Below are 18,803 nucleotides of genomic sequence, written 5' to 3' on the forward strand. Positions count from 1 at the left end.
CGCTCGCTGGTGATGCCGTACTCATCTGTACCGCTGAGCTGCGCCGGACGGCAGGCGCCGTGAGGTCACAGTCGTGTCAGCGGCTCGACCAAGCCAGCTCGCGGCGCGCCGCATAGCGGTCGCGAAGCTCACCGGCGACCCGGCGGGAGGCCGGAGGCCGCCCTCTGCTCGGGGGCTCCTGGACTGAGACAGCCGGTTCCTCCGCCGCGGGCGGCTCCGGCTCCGGCTCCGACTCCTCGCGCAGCTGTCGGTCCAGCTCATCCAGGCGGTCAAGCATGTGGGCGTCGGGCTGCGGCAGCACCATCGTCGGATGGTCCTTGGGCGTCGTCTGCTCGATCAAGGAGCGGCGGGCACGGGCCGGGCTCGTCCCCATGCGATGCAGGAGGTCGGCGCACTGACGCGTCACGTGTACGAGGGAGGGGCGGTCGCCCGGCTGGTGGGCCAACATTGATGTGATGACGGCGGCCAGCTCCTCGGGCAGTCCTGAAAGGTCGGGCGCTACCTCAGGGTTGGCCACCTGGGCGGCGACGGCGGGCCACGATGCTCCGCTGTACGGGGCGTGGCCGGTGGCCGCGTAGAGCAGCACCGTGCCCAGGCCGTAGACGTCGGCCGCCGGTGTCACATCGGTCACGCCGAGGGCTTGCTCGGGTGGGATGTAGGCCACCGTGCCCAGGATGGTGCCGTCCTGGGACATCGAGCCCTTCTCCGCCCCGACGAAGGCACCTAGCCCGAAGTCGATGATCACCGGGCCGAAGTCACCCATCATGACGTTCTTGGCCGTGAGGTCGCGATGCACCAGGCCCACGGCGTGCACGGCGGCCAGTCCTTCGGCCAGGAGCGCGCCCAGGCTGGCCACGTGCGGTTCAGGCAGCGGCCCGCCGTGGTTCACGGTGTCGTACACGGAGCGGCCGGGGATGTAGTCCGTGGCCAGCCAGGGCAGGTCGGCGGTCGGGTCGGCGTCGATGAAGCGAGCGACCCGCCCCGTGCCGGTCAGGGTGCGCGCAATGGCCGCTTCTCGTTCGAAACGTGCCCGGCTGTGTGCGTTCGTGCGCTCGGGCCGGATCACCTTCACCGCGACCGGGTCACCCGCCACGGAATACGCGAGGTAGACCTCTCCCATCCCGCCGGCGCCGAGACTGCGCTCGACGGCGTACGGCCCGATCCGCTCCGGATGACTCAGACCGCTCACCTGACACCCCCCACCGGCCCGGACGATGCGACCTCCGCCTGCCCATACGTGCTCACCTTGGGACTGGCAGCGGACTCAGGCAGGAAGCATGGACACATCACAACGTCAGCATACTGATCAACACTCGGCAGCCGGGAGCAGCCTCGACAACTCGGCAGCAACGTCCGGCACTTGCGCCCCGCGCCGGTTTCCGGTGCCCAAGGTCGCGCCATAGAAATACGCTTCATCCTGCCGCGTCCAGCTTCCGCAGCAGACTGAGCAGACCGTTGAGGAAGGTGATCTGTGCCTGACCGAGCGGATCCGGACTGAAGTGCATCAGGTCATTACGCAGCTCTGCGCATTGCTCGAGCGCGCCAGTGAAGTGTTTCTGGTCGAGAGGGAGTCCAGCGTGCTCCCAGGCGGCCGGGTCCCTGAAGAGGTAGGGGTAGTTGCCCAGGGTAAGCGCCGAGGCGTCTTCGGCCAGGGACGCCTTCTTCTTGTTCGTCTGCGCGATGCACGCACGGACATGCTCGATACCGACACACCGGTCGACGATCCGCCGGAGTCGCTGCTCGACCTCTTCGATCAGAACGAACGGGCTGACGCGAGTGCGGAACTCACCGGCGATGTCGGACGGAGTGACGATCCCGCATACCCGGTGCGCGTCGTTCCTGACCAGTACGAAACCGTGCTTCTCAATCAGACCGATGCAGTCGAGGAGATGCTCGGTCGCAGGGACTTCCGGAGCGGCGACGGTGGCATCGGCGAGGGTCGCGTCGGGGCTGAACATCAGCGCGCCGCCGATGGATGTCCAGCTGACAGCGCCGAGCAGCCGGCCGTTGTCGTCAAGGACGGGCAGCTGACTGAACTCCTTCAGCATCATCCGTGTTTGCGCGTTCGCCAGGGTGTCCGCGGGCGTGACGAAGTCGACGGCGGTGTTTGCCGAGGGAAGGTTGCCGATGAGATACGCGACGGATGGATGCCCCATGCTCCTGTCCGCATCCGCCCCGTCGGCCTCGTCCGCATCGAGAGCCGGCGCTCCTGCCGGAATCACCCCCGCGCCTCGGTCGGCATCGTCCCCTCGCTGCCGCGGAAGATCCGTGCGCGTCGCTCCGACGACCCGCTGGACCACACCGGACATGTCACGAGCCTCCGGCGTCTTCTCTCCGGAGGGCGGCGCACCGGTAGGCTCTCCCACCGCCTCGGCACGGGCAAGCCGCGTCAGCAGGGTGGCTCCGTCCAGGACCGGCTCTTCGCCTGCCGCCACCACGGCGATGACACTGTCGAGCGTGCCTTCCGTGAAGGGGGGAATCGACAGCAGGCCCGCGTCATCGAGGTCGCGCTGAATCCGCGCCACGACAGCCGGGGAGCGCCGCTCCGCATCCCACAGCTCCAGGAGCTTGCGAACCGTGAGCCGGGTGGGTTCAGCCGCTTGACGGTCCTCGTCCCCTACCTGCTCGAATAGCTGGCGTCGGGCGACCAGGCTCCCGCCGGGCTCTCCGTCGTCCGGCCTGCCAGGGTCGGCATTACCTTGGACCACCTCCGCGAGACGCCTTGCCGCATCGTAACGGCGCAATTCGAAGACGGTCTGCAAGGACCCGAGGGACTGCAACAGATCCGGTCGGAAGGTGTCGCGCGCCAGCTCCCGGATCTTCCAGTCGACGCGACGCACATGCCGCATCCCATCCGGCTCGTCGGGCCGGAATGCGTACTCACCGGTCACCGTCCCGATCGCGTACACGGCGTTGACTCGAGGTAGTACGACGAGGTCGCCCACAGCCATCTCGTGCCGGAAGCGGAATAATTGCCCCGTCCAGTTACCACGGGTATACGCGTTCTCATCCGGGTAGGCGGCATCAACGACATGGCGTATCGCGCTGCGACCGGCGCTGTTGGAAAGGTCTGCGGTACCTGGCCAGCCAGCGATGGCCAGCCCACGGCCCAGCGCTTCCGCCTCACGCTCTCCGTGCCGTCCCGCTCTGACCACCCATGCCCGCATGCCCCACCCCGTATCGATCATGATTGTGCGTCAGATCTTTGCGGCTTCCGACGCCTGTTGGCAAGGCGATACCGCAGTAGCGATCCCGACAACTCTCTTGCTGCCCCGGCAACGGTCGCGAGCCGGGTGCCCGCACGTCCGGAGGGATCAACACCGCTAACCTTCCTTGCACAGTTGACATGGCATGCCGTCAGCACTCGGCAGGGTGGCGAGGGAGGGGCGCAGTGAGTTCTGGAGGACGGCCGGGCATAGCACATGCACTGGCGGATGCTCGACTGTCGGCCGACGAACGCGCACGCCGTTCGCAGATTCTGCGCATGTGGCGGGCATCGGAGTACTTCAGCCCTCCGACGGTGGACCGCGTCGCTCCCGCCCAGGGAGTCTTCGCCGTCACCCCGGGCAGGCCGCTCGCATGGGAGCCTGGTTCACCTTTGTCCTCCAGGCGCCTGCGTTCCGGTTGCGTATGGCAGCACACCGTGTACGCGGGTGTCTTCGACATCTCGCGTATGCGTGACGTTCTGATGGAGACCTTCCGTTCACTGGACGAGGAGACCGACTTCGATGGCCGGGTATCGGGGCAGAGCGCTCTCCTCAGCTTCACCGTCAACCAGGACGGGCAGCTCATCAAGGACAGCGTGACGTTGTCGTCCTGCGCCTGGGCCGTGAGCCGTACGCTTTCCCCCGGCCCGCAGGACAAGCAGTGGCTCGAGGGCTTCGAAGACAGTGAGCGAGCGCTCGTCGGTACATTGCTGGATACGGCGGACGGGCGCATCACGGTGCGGCCGGTTTCAGTGCCCGGCCAACCAGGACCTCTCAGCGATACCGAGGGCGTGAGGGGGCCGTCGGGCCGTCCCGTCGCCGGCCTCATGTCGTCTCTTGTAACAGTGGCAATCGAGGGCGGCATCGGTGGTGCGGCCGGGATCGCCGCGGCGGGACTCGGACTCGGGCCAGTCGCGGGTGCGGTGGCCGCGAAGGTCGCCGAAGAGGTCGGCGGCGCCCTGCTCGACCGAGTCGGGCAGGGCGCGCGGGCAGACGACGCCAATGGCGACGACGCTGGTGATGAGGAAGACCGGAACCGGACCGAGTCTCCGGCCGGGGTTGGTGACAAGTGCCTGGACATTCACGACCTTGTCGCCGTCACCCGTTGGGTCACGCAGGAACTCGGTGTGGGTGACGCGCTGGAACCCGACTCGATCCGCATCAAGAGTCAGCAGGTGCGGGAGGACCGGGCTGACGAATCAGGCGGCGACGCGATCATGAACAGCTTCTTCGCCGACGATCTGGCCCAGGTCGCCGACGCCGTCGCACGGGGCGACGCCGGACCGGCGCTCGTCAGCTACCTCACGCCCGAAGAAGCTGTCGACCCATCCGCACGCGTGGATGTGCGCACGGGACTCCACGACGTCCTCGACGGGGTACGACCCGACCGATCGCCCGCGGGCCGTTGGCCTGCCGAGACGGAACAACCACTCGCACTCAGTCAGCAGTTCGCCGTCAACCAGATCATGGACCGGCTGGGAGCTGCGGATTCGGCGGGCCTGTACGCGGTGAACGGCCCGCCGGGGACCGGGAAGACGACGATGCTGCGGGACCTGGTCGCCGCGATCGTAGTGCGCCGCGCGGAAAGACTCGCCGAGCTGGCCACTCCGCACAAGGCCTTTCACCGCGACGCGTTGTCCTGGGAGACAGACCCCGTGAGCGGGAGGAGGAAGCGCCGCAAGATCCAGCCGTTGATCGAGGCACTCACCGGTTTCGAGGTGGTGATCGCCTCGTCGAACAACGGCGCCGTGCAGAACGTGACACTGGAGATCCCTGCCCTGAAGTCGGTCGGCCCCAGTTGGCGGGACCAGGCTTCCTACCTCCGGGAACCGGCCGACCTGTTGCTCGACTCCACTTCCGCCTGGGGTGCGGTTGCCGCCTGCCTGGGTAAACGGCAGCTACGCTCCGACTTCGTCGAGGCGTTCTGGTGGGGTCAGCCGAAGAGCCGTCGCCCCCAGGGCGTGGACGGCGGCGTCCCTCCACGCGGCCTGCGGCAGCTCCTCTCCGACCACATCAAGTCCGGGCGTGCCGACTCCGCAGTCCCGGGTGAGACGCCGCTGAGCGCACTCTCCTGGGACGAGGCCGTCGCCCGGTTCCGTGCGGCACGGGCCAAGGTCGACGAGCTGGCGCGGGAGCGATCCCGCCTGGCTGATCTGGCCCAGCGCCTGGCACAGCCCGACCCGCTGCTGGAGTCACTGCGGTCGGGCGTAGCGGACTTTCGCCGTTCGTTGGCGGACCTCCAGGACCAGTACGCGCGGCGGCGCTCGGCGTCCGAGGCCGCGTTCGGACAGGCCGAGGAGCAACGGCGCCGAGTGGAGCGGGCCGAGGACGCCTGCCGAGTCGCGGCACAGGACGTCGGACGTGCGGCCTCGGCCATGGAGCAGTCAGAGGCCATGCTGCACGAGCAGGATCGCCGCCACCCCCGCCCGGGCCTTGTGCGCCGTGCCCTGAGGCGAGGAGCCGTGGATCGATGGAACGCTCAGCGAGCACCGTTCGTAACCCAGCTCGGCGAAGCGGACGCACTGTGGAGGCAGGCGGAACGGGCCCGCGGTCAGTGCGAGCGCAGACTGCTCGGCGAGCGCCAACGGCTCCAGCAATGCACCGCCGCAACCGATGAACTGCGGCGGGGAGCCCGCCGCACGCTGCGCCTGCTTGAGCAGGCCGAGTCAGACATCGCGGCCGGCGAACAGCAAATTCGCGCACGATTCACACGGCTCGAGGCGGAGCGGCGCGAGCTGGAACGGGCTCGGGAGCGGTGGGGAGCCGCCTTCCCGGGCGCGGAGTGGCTGGCCGATCCGGGGGACCGGGAGGCAATGGAGGCGCGGGAGCTGTCAGCGCCATGGATGGACCCGGAATTCGCCTCGGCCCGCACTCAGCTGTTCCTCGCCGCTCTCGACCTGCATCAGGCGCTGATCGCCGGGGCCGCGAAGACCGTCCAGGAGAACCTGTTCGCCGCGATGGAGGTGATCAAGGGTGCTGCTCCGCCGGGCCTGCCCGCCAAGACGGTCCTGGCGGCGTGGCAGATGCTGTTCCTCGTCGTGCCGGTGGTGTCCACCACCTTCGCTTCGCTGAGCCGGATGTTCGCCGGTCTCGGCCGCGAGTCCATCGGCTGGCTGCTGATCGACGAAGCGGGACAGGCTGCCCCACAGCAGGCCGTGGGAGCGCTGTGGCGCAGCCAACGTGCGGTCGTCGTCGGCGACCCCCTGCAGCTGGAGCCGGTCGTGCCTCTGCCGCTCACCGGACAGAAGCGTCTGTGCCGCCACTTCGGCGTCGACGAGCAATGGATGCCGGGAGCAAGTTCGGTACAGAGCCTCGCCGACCGGCAGACACCGTACGGAACTTGGCTGGGCGGGGAAGAGGAGGGCCCGGTGTGGGTCGGGTCGCCGCTTCGAGTCCACCGCCGGTGCGACCAGCTGATGTTCGACGTCAGCAATGCCATCGCCTACGACGGGATGATGGTGTACGGCGTGAACGAGCGGGCAGATGACGGCGTGCCCCTCACCCGCAGCGTCTGGCTGCATGTTCCGTCGTCGGCGACGGGAGGTAAGTGGAATCCCGAGGAAGGACGCTGCCTGGACGAAACACTCCATCTGGTGGAGCGTCGCATCACCGCGGACGGGGGAGGGATCACGTCCGCTGAGGTCCGTCGGCGTCTCGGGGAGTCAGTGTTCGTCGTCAGCCCTTTTCGCGAGATCGCCACGACGATGGGCCGCTCGACGGACTCGCGCCTGCCCAAGGGGCGTGTGGGCACGGTCCACACGACACAGGGCAAGGAGGCGGATATCGTCGTGCTCGTGCTCGGCACAGCCGCGAACGCGGCCGGCTCTCGGCAGTGGGCCACCCGGAGCCCCAACTTGCTCAACGTCGCCGTCACCCGCGCCCGCCGCCGTCTGATCGTCATCGGCGACCGCAACACCTGGCAACGCCACCGCTACTTCGCGAACCTGGCCGCGCATCCGCTGCTCCACCACGCCAACGCGGCCGACTGGCTGCGGTGACCTGCCGTTCAGTCCTGTGCAAGACGCCTGGCCCTTGTTGCGCAGTCAGGTGGGAACACGTCCCAACGACAGCCATTCGGAGGTGGGAGCGACAAGCTCCCGGGGAGCTGCTCTCTGCTTACAGATTTGCTCCCAAACACCAAGTAGGGGCCATCCGAAGATGGCCCCTACCTACGACGTTTCCGTCGGGACGACAGGATTTGAACCTGCGACCCCTTGACCCCCAGTCAAGTGCGCTACCAAGCTGCGCCACGTCCCGTTGCCCGTGTGACCTGGGGTTTCCCCCGGCCGAACGTGCACCGAAACAATACCGCACTCTGACCGGTGATCGCTCACCCCTTTCCGGGGTGCGGGCCGCCCCGGAGGGCGGGTGGCGCTTGGCGTCGCTGCTGGGGTGACTGGGGCGTGACCCGGATCACGGCTCTCGGCGCCGGGAGGACTCGGCGGGCGTTACGGGCTTTCGTTCGGTTGTTCGATTGGTTGGGTGCGGTGCCGGCATCGCGGTCCCGTCCGCTCGGACCAGGGCTCGGATTGGCGGGACGGAGAACAGGGCGGCGCACACCACGAGCGTCATCACCCCGCCCGTGATCAGGACCGTCTCCGCGCCGAACGCGGTCGCCGCCGGGCCCGCGAGGGCCTGGCCGACCGGCAGCATGGCGAGAGAGCCCGCGACGTCGTAGGCGTGGATGCGGTTGAGGACGTCCGGCGGGACCTGGGTCTGGACGCTCGTCGCCCACATCACGCCCCAGAAGGAGAGGCCGGCGCCCGCGACGGCCGCGCCCGCCGTCATCAGGGGAACGCCCAGTTGGACACCGACCGCCGTCGGGAAGGCGCTGTAGGCGATCAGTGCGAAGGTTCCGGCGCGGAGCATGCGGCGGGGGCGCAGCCGCAGGGCGAGGAGGCCGCCGAGGACGGTGCCCGCGCCGAGGGCCGAGTTCACCAGGCCGTACGAGCCGGAGCCGTGCTCCTGGACGACGAGCGTCGCCACCAGCGGCACCGTGGGGCCCGTGGTCGTGATCATCAGCACGCTGAAGATCGCTATGACGCCCCACAGCCAGGTGCGGGCCCGGAACTCGCGGCAACCCTGTACGAGGTCGGCGCGGAAGCCCATGCTGGGCGGCTGCGAGCCGGGGCGTGCCGGTGGCAGGCGGAGCAGGAGGAGGCAGAGGGCACTCAGGCCGTACGTTCCCGCGTGGGCGGCGAAGACCGCTCCGGGGGACGCGAGGCCGACCAGGACGCCGGCGGCGGCCGGGCCCACGAGGGACGCGGTGGACTCGGCCACCCGTATCGCGCCGTTGGCCTTCTGCACGTCGGCCGCGAGGCGCGGGACCGTGCTGGCCACGCCGGGCTGGAAGAGGGCGGCGGCCGCGCCGTTGACCGCGCCGATCGCGCAGATCTGCCAGAGGACGACGTGGCCCGTGACGAAGAGGGCCGCCGCGAGCGCCTGGGTGCCGAACCTGACGAGGTCGGCGGCGATCATCAGCAGGCGGGTGCTGAACCGGTCGGCGAAGACCCCGCCGAAGATCACCAGACCCGCGAAGCAGACGGTCGTCGCGGCCATCGCCAGGCCGACCGCCCCCGCGCCGTGTCCGTGCCGCAGCAGCCCTGCGGCGAGGGCGACCGGCAGCATGGTGTCCCCGAGCTTGGCCACGGCGCGGGCCGCGAAGAACAGGCCGAAGCCCCGCGACCAGATGCCCCCGTCCGCCTCGGACCGGTCGGCCCAGGCCCTGCCGCCGTCGTCGTCGTAGCCGCCGCAGTCGGGTTCCCTGGCGCCCTCCCCTTGCGTCCCCGAACCCGAACCCGAAGCCGAAGCCGAAACCGACGGCACGCTCCCCACCCCTCCCCTGCGACGACGAGGGGATCATGCCACGGGGCGCAGACAGCGCTCTCTATATATTCACCCCGTGGAGACCACCCCCAACTCCGGGTGTGCTTCCAGGAGTCGGGGCGGTGCTGCCTGGCGCCAGGAGTCGGCCAGGATGTCCCTGAGCTCGTCGGCGTCCAGGGCCGCGAGGCGCACCCGGACCCACGCCGAGCCCGCCTCGTGGGCGGCGACCCAGAACTTGTCCGGCTCCGCGAGAACCAGCTCGTCGCGCTCGACCTTCGGGCAGCGCACGGCGAAGGACGTCTCGTCGTCGGGAACCGTCACGAACATCTTTCCCGCCACACGGAACGTGGGCATGCTCCACGCGACCTTCTCCACCGTCTCCGGCAAGGACAGGGCGATACGGCGCACGTCCTCGGAGGTGACGCGGGCACGGGATCTGGACTTCGACATGCCAGAACCGTAACCAAGACCACTGACAGTCACCTCTCGGCCGTCGGCCCTCGCCCGGCGCCTCCCGGTGGCCCCCTCAGAGGACCCGCTTGTCCAGCCAAGCCGTCAGGTCCTCCTGGACCTCGTCCCGGTTGGTCTCGTTGAGGATCTCGTGGCGTGCGTCGGGGTAGCCCTTCCACGTCAGGTCCTCGATGCCCGCGTAGCGGTAGTCCTCCAGGAGTTCGTGGACCAGCGTCATCCGCTGGTTGCAGGGGTCCTGTTCGCCGACCGCGATGTGGATCGGCAGATCGGTGGGCACGCGCGCGATGTTGCGCGGATCGTTGATCTTGCGTACGGCGCGCACCCAGTCCAGCGAGAGCCCCGCCGAGAAGGCGAAACCGCAACGCTCGTCCGCCACATACGCGTCGACCTCGGCCTCGTCCCGCGACAGCCACTCGCAGCCGGTGCGGTGGGTGTACGGGTCGTTGAACGAGGCGAAGAGTTCGGGGACGTACGAGGACAGGGCGGCGCGGCCGCGTTCGGCGATCTCGCGTTCCAGGCGTGCGATCGAGCCTTCGATCTCGGCGCCGGGCAGCGAGCGGAACGTACCCGAGAGGATCACGCCGGCGAGGCCGTCTGCGTACTCCTGGGCGTAGTCCCGTGCGAGGAGCGAGCCGAGACTGTGCCCCAGGAGGAAGAACGGTGTGCCGGGGTGCAGTGTGCGCACCTGGTCGCCGATGGCCTTGAGGTCGTCGACGATCGCGCGCCAGCTGTCGGCGTCCTCCGGGCCCGCCGCCCCGGCGGACGTCACTCCGTAGCCGCCCGTGGCCTGCGCGGTGGCACCGTGGCCGCGGTGGTCGGAGGCGACCACGCCGTAGCCGTGCGCGGTCAGATGGCGGGCGAAGCGGTCGTAGCGCAGGGCGTGTTCGGCGGCGCCGTGCGCGATCTGCACGTACGCGCGCGGCCTGCCGTCGGCGGGCAGCCAGGTGTACGTGGCGACGGGCACGCCGTCCGCCGCGTTCAACAGTCCTGCGGTGTACGCGGCGGGGGCGGGGGCGCCCTCCGCCCGGTCGGGCGTCGCGGCGGGGGCAGTCGTGTCTTCGGCTCGGTCGGACATCGCGGCGGGCTCCCTGGGGGTGCGGTTGGTTCTCTTCGGGGCAGCCTTTCCCGCGCGCGGGGCGTCATGCGGGCCGATGTGGTTCCGAACCCGACAGGCCGGCGGGGTTCCGTGAGCCGGCACCGACGGTCATCAGTCGGCACGCGCCGCGCCCTCGGGCTCGGCGTCGACGTGGTCGGCGGCGGCGAGCCGCTTGTAGAAGAGGGTTGTCGCGTGGAGGGTTCCTGTCGGGTCCGCCGCGTAGTCGGGGATGGTCCCGGCCACGGTCCAGCCGGCCTTCCTGTAGACGGTCTCGGCGGGGCTGCCGGTCTCGATGTCCAGGACGAGCAGGGTCACACCCGCGTCCGCCGCCACGAGCTCCGCGGCGTCCAGGAGGGCGCGCGCGAGGCCCTGGCCGCGCGCGGCGGGGTGCACCATCAGTTTGGTGATCTCGGCGCGGTGGCGGCCGTTGGGCTTATCGGTGAAGGCGACGCCGACCGTGCCCGCGACACGCCGCGTGCCGTGCACCTCGGCGCGGACTACCCAGACAGCGAGGGTGCCGTCCGCGACCGACGGGGCGAGACCGCGCCACCAGGCGGCCGCGGTGGCCCGGTCCAGGTCCGCGAGGAAGCCGAGCGAGGAGCCGCCCCGTACCGTCTCGACCAGCAGCTCCGCCAGATCGTCGGAGGCGTCGAGGAGGGCGGCGGCGTCGAGGCGTATGGGATGCGTTTCCGTGGTGGTGGCCGTCGTCGTCACGGCTTCACCACCACGAGTGCGTACCGCACGGCCTCCTCGCCCCGGCAGCGGAAGCGCGACGCGCCCCAGAGGCGGTAGCGCAGGCAGTCGCCCACGCGCAGGGTGTGCGCCTCGCCTTGCAAGGTGACTTCCAGGGAGCCTTCGAGCACCCAGATGTGCTGCTCCAGGCCGGGGACGGGCGGCCGGTCGTAGGCGATGTCGGCGCCCGGCTGCAAACGGCCCTCGACCAGTTCGGCGCGCATTCCGGTGCTGGGCGGCGAGACGGACCAGCGCATGAAGCCCGCCTCGTCGTCGGCCCAGACCGCCTGGTCGACGGCGCGGACCAGCTGGGCGGGCTCCGCCTCGACCTCGCTGAGGAGCTGGGACATGGTCCGTTCGTAGACGGCACACAGGCGGTTCAGGAGGGCCGCCGTGGGGCTGATCTCCGCGCGCTCGGCACGGGACAGGGTGGAGCGGCTGATCCCGCTCAGCTCCGCCAACTCGCCCAGGGACCAGCCACGTTCCGCGCGCAGCTCGGCCAGTCGGGCGGCGAGGCGCGCGTCGACTCCGTCGCGTTCCATATCTGGCACGTTATCCCGTATGTGGGACGCCGACAACTGTGGGCCGCCTCTTGGACATGTGTCGCACGCACCTCACCGGCCACATGTCATGGGCGGGACCCTTTGGGGCGTTCAGGCCGCCGCGTCGCCCAAGGCGTCCAGCACCGGGCGGATCAGCGGGTGGTCCTCGGCGCCGCACCGGACCGCCGCGAAGACGCGGCGCGTGGGGGCCGCGCCCTCCACCGGGCGCACCACCGCGCCCGACACGTCCATGCCGCGCAGGGCCGAGCGGGGTACGAGGGCGACCCCCGCGCCGGCCGACGCGAGGGCCACCACCGCGCGGAAGTCGTCCGACCAGTGCTCCAGCATGGGCTGGAAGCCCGCTTGCTCGCAGGCGAGGACGACCACGTCGTGGCAGGGGTTGCCCGCGAAGGGGCCGATCCACGCGTCCTTCGCGAGCTCGGCCAGGGCCACCCGCTCCGCGTCCGCGAGGCGGTGGCCGAGCGGGAGCACCGCGTCGAAGGGTTCGGCGTAGAGCGGGACGCGGGTGAGCCGGGGGTCGTCCGCGCCCGGCGCGCCCCGGTACTCGACGGCGACGGCGACGTCCACCTGCCGGTCGAGGACCATCGGCAGGCTCGCGTCGCCCTCCGCGTCCTGGACGCGGACCCGGATGCCGGGCGCGGAGTCGGCGAGGCGGGCCAGGGCGGGTGCGACGACCAGGCCTATGCCGGTGGCGAAGGCGGCGACGGTCACGGTCCCTGCCTCGCCGGAGCTGTACGCGGCGAGCTCCGCCTCGGCACGCTCCAACTGGGCCAGGACCGCGTTGGTGTGCGTGAGCAGGATCTCGCCCGCCGCCGTCAACCGTACACCGCGCGCGGAACGCTCCACCAGGCGGTGGCCCGTCTCCTGCTCCAGGGCGGTGAGCTGCTGGGAGACCGCGGAGGGGGTGAGGTAGAGCGCGGCGGCGGCAGCCGTGACCGTGCGGTGGTCGGCCACGGCACGGAGGATGTGCAGGCGCCGGGCTTCGATCATGCAGTGATTCTCCCCTACGGGGGGCTCATCCGTCCTTGGGGGGGGCGGCCCCTTGCCGGTCGGGACTCGGCTGCCGACCCGCCCCCGTGGGACCGGGGCGCAGCCCCAGGCCAGGGGCGCGGGGAACGGCGTGCCAAGCCCTCGCCGACAGGTGGCTGCCCGACGCCTCTGCCCCAGCGGCGAGGGGACCCCACCGCCCCGGCAACACGCGCCCCTGGCCGGGCCCCGCCCTCGCCGCTGGGGTGACGGCATAGGGTTCCCCAGCAGCCCATGGGGGTTGAGCGCGCCGTTCCCCGCGCCCCCGACCGGGGCTTCGCCCCGGCGGGAGACTCGCCCGGCCCGGCAAACAGGGCGCCCGCCCTCGCCACTGGGGTGGCGGCATAGGGTCCCCCACCGGCCGGTGGGGGCTGGGGCGCGCAGTTCCCCGCGCCCCCGGGCGGGGGCTTCGCCCCGCCCCGCCAGTGCACACCCGGCCCGCGCAGGGGGCTCCTCCTCGTGCAGAGGGCCCCTCGCAAAGGGCACCTCTCGGACGAGAGGACTACCCCTCCAGCTCAGCCCGCGCAGCGACAAACGCGTCAACCGCACGGTTGACATCCTCCGTGGAGTGGGCCGCGGACAGCTGCACGCGGATGCGGGCCGCGCCCTGGGGGACCACGGGGTAGGAGAAACCGATCACGTAGACGCCTCGGTCGAGGAGGAGTTCGGCCATGCGGGCCGCCGCGGCCGCGTCGCCGATCATGACGGGGGCGATCGCGTGGTCGCCGGGCAGGATGTCGAAGCCCTCCTCGGTCATGCGGGAGCGGAAGAGCGCCGTGTTCGCCGCGAGGCGCTCGCGCAGGTCGTCCGCCGACTCCAGGAGGTCGAGGACCTTCAACGAGGCCGCGGCGATCACCGGGGCGAGGGTGTTCGAGAAGAGGTACGGGCGCGAGCGCTGGCGCAGCAGCGCGACGATCTCGGCGCGGGCCGCGACATAGCCGCCGGAGGCGCCGCCGAGGGCCTTGCCCAGCGTGCCCGTGATGATGTCGACGCGGTCCATGACACCGTGCAGCTCCGGGGTGCCGCGGCCGCCGGGGCCCACGAAGCCGACGGCGTGCGAGTCGTCGACCATGACCATGGCGTCGTAGCGCTCGGCGAGGTCGCAGATCTCCGCGAGCGGGGCGACGTAGCCGTCCATGGAGAAGACGCCGTCGGTGACGATCAGCTTGCGGCGGGCGCCGCCCTCGGACGCCTCCTTCAGCTGCTGCTCCAGGTCCGCCATGTCGCGGTTGGCGTAGCGGAAGCGGCGTGCCTTGGAGAGGCGGATGCCGTCGATGATCGAGGCGTGGTTCAGGGCGTCGGAGATCACCGCGTCCTCCGCGCCGAGCAGCGTCTCGAAGACGCCTCCGTTGGCGTCGAAGCAGGAGGAGTAGAGGATCGTGTCCTCCTGGCCGAGGAAGGCGGAGAGGCGCGCCTCCAGCTCCTTGTGGACCTCCTGCGTGCCGCAGATGAAGCGGACGGAGGCCATGCCGTAGCCCCAGCGGTCGAGGGCCTCGTGGGCGGCGGCGACGACGTCGGGGTGGTCGGCGAGGCCGAGGTAGTTGTTCGCGCAGAAGTTGAGGACCTCGCCGGGGCGGCCCCCCGCGGTGACCGCGACCGTCGCGGACTGCGGGGTGCCGATGACACGCTCGGGCTTGTGCAGCCCCGCGGCGACGATCTCGTCGAGGGTGGCCTGGAGGTCTTCGCGTACGGAGTCGAACATGTGGGATTCCTTTGGGAGTTCAGGGAGGCCCGGGGGACCAGGGGGCGGGGGCCGTGCGAAGGGCGAGCGGCAGTGTCAGGCGGTGCTCAGGCGGTCCAGTCGAGGATGACCTTGCCGCCGCGGCCGCTCGCCGCGTCGTCGAAGGCGGCCTCGAAGTCACGGTGGCCGTACCGGCCCGTGATGACGGGGGCCAGGTCGAGGCCGCCTTCGAGCAGCACCGACATCGCGTACCAGGTCTCGAACATCTCGCGGCCGTAGATGCCCTTGATGGTGATCATCGAGGTGACGATCCGCGACCAGTCGACGGCGAACTCCTCGGCGGGCAGGCCGAGCATGGCGATCTTGCCGCCGTGGGTCATGTTGGCGACCATGTCGCGCATCGCACGCGGGTTGCCGGACATCTCAAGGCCGACGTCAAAGCCCTCGCGGAGGCCGAGCTCGCGCTGGCCGTCGGCGATCGTCGACTCCGCCACGTTCAGCGCGAGGCTCGCGCCGATCTTGCGGGCCAGCTCCAGGCGCTCCTCGCTGACGTCGGTGATCACGACGTTGCGGGCGCCAGCGTGCCGGGCGACGGCCGCCGCCATGAGGCCGATCGGTCCCGCTCCGGTGATCAGTACGTCCTCGCCGACCAGCGGGAAGGACAGGGCGGTGTGCACGGCGTTGCCGAACGGGTCGAATATCGCGGCCACGTCCAGGTCGACGGGGACGCGGTGCACCCACACGTTCGACGCGGGCAGCGCGACGTACTCCGCGAAGGCACCGTCCCGGCCGACCCCGAGGCCGACCGTGGCGCGGCACAGGTGGCGCCGGCCGGCCAGACAGTTGCGGCACTTGCCGCACACCAGGTGGCCCTCGCCGCTGACCAGGTCGCCGGCCTTGATGTCGGCGACATCCCGGCCCGTCTCCACGACCTCGCCGACGAACTCGTGCCCGACCACCAGCGGCGCGGTGATCGTCTGCTGCGCCCAGCCGTCCCAGGACCGGATGTGCAGGTCGGTACCGCAGATCCCGGTGCGGAGCACCTTGATGAGGACGTCGCCGTGGCCGATGACCGGCTCCGGTACGTCCTTCAGGCTGAGACCCGGCTCTGCCTTCTCCTTGACCAGCGCCTTCACGGCCACGGCTCCCGTCATACGTCGCTTCTTCCCCCGACGACACAGGAATCTTCCCTACGGCGGCGCCCCGGTCCATCGAGGATTTCTTAAGCGCCGCCGCAGCTTTCCTTCAAACCTGGGGGTCTGCGGGGCCGGTGGCGCTCGAAGTAGGTGGTCAGCGCCGGGGGGATAGGGGTGGCGCCTGCCGTGGTGCCCGGCGGCGTCCAGTCGGTGCGCAGTCGTGGGGCCGCAGGGTAGTAATCGGTTTCTCCTCAGCCGTCAATGCTGGGGCGCGTCCTCCCTCTTGGAATTTCGCCCACCCCTTGGCGTGAAGGGGAAGAAAGAGCACGGAATCATCACCCCAACCCCTTGCGCGCCATAGCAACCGCTTACATGCTGTCGCGGAATCGGCTCACCCGGAACGCCCCGACACCTCTGGGAGTTCGCATGCCCACGTCCGACTCCGACTCCGACACCGGCTCCTCCCCCACGCCCCGTCGCCGAACGCTTCTGATCGCGGGCGCCGCGTCCGCCCTCCTGCCGTCGGTCTCGGGCGGCACAGCAGCATCGGCCACGTCGGCCGAACCCGCGCTCGAAGAGGCGTACGACACGCTGCTCGCCCGCGCCGCCACGCAGCTCACCGGCGGCGACTTCGACGCCGCCGACCCGGACTTCGCCGCGGCCCTGAAAACCCTGGACACCCTGGCGTCCGGCTGGTGGCGGCAGTTGGACCGGTCGGCGGGGCGGACCGCGCTGTGGCCCGACCTCTCCCCCGCCTCCGACCCCGGCAACTTCGGCCAGAGCTACACCCGTCTGCGCACCGTCGCGACGGCCTGGGCCACCCCCGGCACCTCGCTCAGCGGCAGCGCGGAGATTGTCGACACCCTGCTCGACGCGCTGCGCTTCCTGCGCTCCACCGGCTACCGCCCCGACCGCCCGGAGTCCGGCAACTGGTGGTTCTGGGAGATCGGCGCGCCCCGCGCGCTCATGGACACGTGCGTGCTGCTGCGGGCCCGCATGCCCGCCGACGACCTGGACGCGTACACGGCGACGGTCGCGCAATTCTGCCCGGACCCGGACCGCCGCACCCACTCCCCCTCGCTCGCCGAGACCGGCGCCAACCGCGCCGACAAGGCCGTCATCGTGGCCCTGCGCGGCCTGCTCACCCGGGACGCCGCCACGGTGGCGCTGGCCCGCGACGGTCTCTCCGACCGCCGGGACGGCGGCCGGAACAGCCTTTTTCAGTACGTCACTTCGGGGGACGGGTTTTATGAGGACGGGTCGTTCGTGCAGCACGGCTCCGTCGCGTACACGGGGACGTACGGCAGTGTCCTGCTCGGCGCCGCGGGCCAGCTGATCGCGCTCCTCGCCGACTCCCCGTGGGCGGTCACCGACCCGAAGACGTCCGTGCTGTACGAGGCGGTCGACCGGACGTTCGCGCCGGTGGTCTTCGACGGGCTGATGATGGACGCGGTGCGCGGCCGGGCGATATCCAGGGAGAAGGCGCGGGACCACAACGACGGGGCGGCGGTGCTCTCGCACATCCTTCAGCTGGCTTCCGGTGCGCCGGACGCGTACGCGCGGCGGTGGCGGGCCCTCGCCAAGGGTTGGATCCACCGGAATCGGGCGACGCCCTACTTGGGCCTGGTAGGTGTCCCCGCGCTGGCCCGCGCCAAAGCCGTCCTCGACGACGCGTCGGTGCCGGCCGCGGACCGGCTCACCGGACACTTCGTCTTCGCCGGCATGGACCGGGTGGTGCACCGGCGGCCCGGCTGGGCGCTCACTCTGTCGCTCTCCTCCAAGCGGATCGCCGCGTACGAGGCGGGCAACGGCGAGAACCTGCACGGCTGGTACACCGGCGACGGCATGACCTATCTGTACGACGGCGACGACCTCGGGCAGTTCGGTGACTCCTTCTGGGCGACCGTCGATCCGTACCGCCTGCCGGGCACGACCGTGGACACGCGGGCCCGCGCCGACATCGGCTCGGGCAGCGGGACGAGCACGTACCGGCCGAAGAACGCCGTGGCGGGCGGCGCGGCCCTGGACGCCCGCCACGGCGCCGCCGCCATGGAATTGATCGCCGACGGCAGCGGTCTTCGGGCCCGCAAGGCCTGGTTCTTCCTCGACAACGCCGTCGTCGCGCTCGGCGCGGACATCGGCGCGAGCGACGGGCGCACGATCGAGACGGTCGTCGAGAACCGCAATCTGCACGCCGGCGCCGACGGGCCCGTGCGGCGGCTGACCGTCGACGGCCGCGGGCAGCCCGGCCACGACGGCTGGTCCGCCCGGCTCGGCGGTGCCCGGTGGGCGCACCTGGAGGGCACCGGCGGCTATGTCTTCCCCCACTTTCCCGGGCGCGCCGACGACTTGGGACTGCGCGCGCTGCGCGAGGAGCGCGTCGGCGCGTGGCGGGACATCAACACCGGCGCGGACACAGGGGGCAGCACCGCACCGGTGCGGCGCCGCTATCTGACGCTCTGGCTCGACCACGGCGTGTCCCCCGCATCCGCCTCGTACGCCTACGTCCTGTTGCCCGGCGCGAGTGCGGCCGCGACGGCGGCGTGGGCGCAGGGACGGCCCGTGCGGGTCGTCGCCAATGACGCGACCGTGCAGGCCGTCGAGGCCCGGCGGGACGGGGTGCTCGCGGCGCACTTCTGGGCGCCCGGCGGGGCCGGGGGACTCACCTGTTCCGGGCCCGCGACCGTGCTCGTGCGGCGGGGGCGCGGGCGCGGGCGCGAGGGTGTGTCCGTCGCCGTCGCCGACCCCGGGCGCACGGGGGCGACCGTGAGCGTCGAGCTGCCCTTCGGGGTGCGGGAGGTGGTCCGTGCGGATGACACGGTGACGGTTGTGCCGGGGGCTCGGCCCGTCGTCACCGTGCGGGTCGGTGGGTCGCGGGGGCGTACGCATACGGCGGAGCTCGCCTGACGGGCGGGACCTTTTGTTGGTTCGGCGCGTGACGTCCGGGGAGCTCCCGCTGGTTGGGCGCGTGACGTCCGGGGGCTCCCGCTGGTTCGGCGCGTGACGTCCGGGGAGCTCCCGCTGGTTGGGCGCGTGACGTCCGGGGGCTCCCGCTGGTTCGGCGCG

Annotated in this window: 12 protein-coding genes and 1 tRNA gene; 2 read left to right on the forward strand and 11 right to left on the reverse strand. The window is 71.0% G+C overall.

All coding sequences use genetic code 11. The features are described from left to right. Positions 1 to 76: 76 nt before the first annotated feature. Together ACZ4Z4_RS07795 and ACZ4Z4_RS07800 are read right to left on the reverse strand one after the other, a co-directional pair. Positions 77 to 1,189 (reverse strand): serine/threonine-protein kinase, encoded by a 1,113-nt coding sequence (locus tag ACZ4Z4_RS07795; RefSeq protein ID WP_468323695.1) that lies wholly within the window; start codon positions 1,187 to 1,189, stop codon positions 77 to 79. Positions 1,190 to 1,412: 223 nt separating this feature from the next. Continuing rightward, positions 1,413 to 3,188: a CBS domain-containing protein gene (locus ACZ4Z4_RS07800; RefSeq protein WP_468323697.1), complete on the reverse strand. Its 1,776-nt coding sequence runs from the start codon at positions 3,186 to 3,188 to the stop codon at positions 1,413 to 1,415. 485 nt (positions 3,189 to 3,673) lie between these two features. On the opposite strand from ACZ4Z4_RS07800, the gene ACZ4Z4_RS07805 reads away from it, so the two are divergent. Further along, on the forward strand, positions 3,674 to 7,204 hold the full coding sequence (locus tag ACZ4Z4_RS07805) for a DEAD/DEAH box helicase (RefSeq protein ID WP_468323700.1): 3,531 nt from the start codon (positions 3,674 to 3,676) through the stop codon (positions 7,202 to 7,204). A gap of 185 nt (positions 7,205 to 7,389) precedes the next feature. On the opposite strand, the gene ACZ4Z4_RS07810 is transcribed toward ACZ4Z4_RS07805, so the two are convergent. The 9 genes from ACZ4Z4_RS07810 to tdh form a co-directional block, all read right to left on the reverse strand. Next, a tRNA-Pro gene (locus ACZ4Z4_RS07810) sits at positions 7,390 to 7,463 on the reverse strand. Positions 7,464 to 7,619: 156 nt separating this feature from the next. Next, entirely contained in the window at positions 7,620 to 8,897 is a 1,278-nt protein-coding gene (locus tag ACZ4Z4_RS07815; protein WP_468324175.1) for an MFS transporter, read from the reverse strand. Between the two features lie 204 nt (positions 8,898 to 9,101). Continuing rightward, positions 9,102 to 9,482, reverse strand: a complete 381-nt coding sequence (locus ACZ4Z4_RS07820) for an MmcQ/YjbR family DNA-binding protein (RefSeq protein WP_468323703.1) — start codon at positions 9,480 to 9,482, stop codon at positions 9,102 to 9,104. A 76-nt stretch (positions 9,483 to 9,558) separates the two neighbouring features. Further along, positions 9,559 to 10,578 (reverse strand): alpha/beta fold hydrolase, encoded by a 1,020-nt coding sequence (locus tag ACZ4Z4_RS07825; RefSeq protein WP_468323706.1) that lies wholly within the window; start codon positions 10,576 to 10,578, stop codon positions 9,559 to 9,561. A 132-nt stretch (positions 10,579 to 10,710) separates the two neighbouring features. After that, positions 10,711 to 11,277, reverse strand: a complete 567-nt coding sequence (locus ACZ4Z4_RS07830; protein ID WP_468324177.1) for a GNAT family N-acetyltransferase — start codon at positions 11,275 to 11,277, stop codon at positions 10,711 to 10,713. Between the two features lie 32 nt (positions 11,278 to 11,309). Continuing rightward, on the reverse strand, positions 11,310 to 11,873 hold the full coding sequence (locus ACZ4Z4_RS07835; protein WP_468323710.1) for a helix-turn-helix domain-containing protein: 564 nt from the start codon (positions 11,871 to 11,873) through the stop codon (positions 11,310 to 11,312). 111 nt (positions 11,874 to 11,984) lie between these two features. Next, positions 11,985 to 12,884 (reverse strand): LysR family transcriptional regulator, encoded by a 900-nt coding sequence (locus ACZ4Z4_RS07840; RefSeq protein WP_468323713.1) that lies wholly within the window; start codon positions 12,882 to 12,884, stop codon positions 11,985 to 11,987. Between the two features lie 538 nt (positions 12,885 to 13,422). Next, the gene (locus ACZ4Z4_RS07845) at positions 13,423 to 14,622 is read right to left on the reverse strand and encodes a glycine C-acetyltransferase (protein ID WP_468323715.1); all 1,200 of its coding nucleotides are present in this window, start codon (positions 14,620 to 14,622) and stop codon (positions 13,423 to 13,425) included. 86 nt (positions 14,623 to 14,708) lie between these two features. Next, positions 14,709 to 15,737 (reverse strand): L-threonine 3-dehydrogenase, encoded by a 1,029-nt coding sequence (tdh, locus tag ACZ4Z4_RS07850; RefSeq protein WP_468324180.1) that lies wholly within the window; start codon positions 15,735 to 15,737, stop codon positions 14,709 to 14,711. A gap of 426 nt (positions 15,738 to 16,163) precedes the next feature. Between tdh and ACZ4Z4_RS07855 the strand changes: the two genes are divergently transcribed. Next, positions 16,164 to 18,644, forward strand: coding sequence for a polysaccharide lyase 8 family protein (locus tag ACZ4Z4_RS07855; protein WP_468323718.1), 2,481 nt, complete (start codon positions 16,164 to 16,166; stop codon positions 18,642 to 18,644). Positions 18,645 to 18,803 lie beyond the last annotated feature (159 nt).

The sequence above is a fragment of the Streptomyces sp. NPDC030245 genome, assembly GCF_055572995.1.

Excerpts from the sequence above, each read along its gene's own strand:
- ACZ4Z4_RS07825 (WP_468323706.1), bottom strand. The coding sequence starts at position 10,578 with ATGTCCGACCGAGCCGAAGACACGACTGCCCCCGCCGCGACGCCCGAC.
- ACZ4Z4_RS07835 (WP_468323710.1), bottom strand. The coding sequence starts at position 11,873 with ATGGAACGCGACGGAGTCGACGCGCGCCTCGCCGCCCGACTGGCCGAG.
- ACZ4Z4_RS07855 (WP_468323718.1), top strand. The coding sequence starts at position 16,164 with ATGCCCACGTCCGACTCCGACTCCGACACCGGCTCCTCCCCCACGCCC.
- ACZ4Z4_RS07845 (WP_468323715.1), bottom strand. The coding sequence starts at position 14,622 with ATGTTCGACTCCGTACGCGAAGACCTCCAGGCCACCCTCGACGAGATC.
- ACZ4Z4_RS07800 (WP_468323697.1), bottom strand. The coding sequence starts at position 3,188 with ATGATCGATACGGGGTGGGGCATGCGGGCATGGGTGGTCAGAGCGGGA.
- ACZ4Z4_RS07805 (WP_468323700.1), top strand. The coding sequence starts at position 3,674 with ATGCGTGACGTTCTGATGGAGACCTTCCGTTCACTGGACGAGGAGACC.
- ACZ4Z4_RS07820 (WP_468323703.1), bottom strand. The coding sequence starts at position 9,482 with ATGTCGAAGTCCAGATCCCGTGCCCGCGTCACCTCCGAGGACGTGCGC.
- ACZ4Z4_RS07840 (WP_468323713.1), bottom strand. The coding sequence starts at position 12,884 with ATGATCGAAGCCCGGCGCCTGCACATCCTCCGTGCCGTGGCCGACCAC.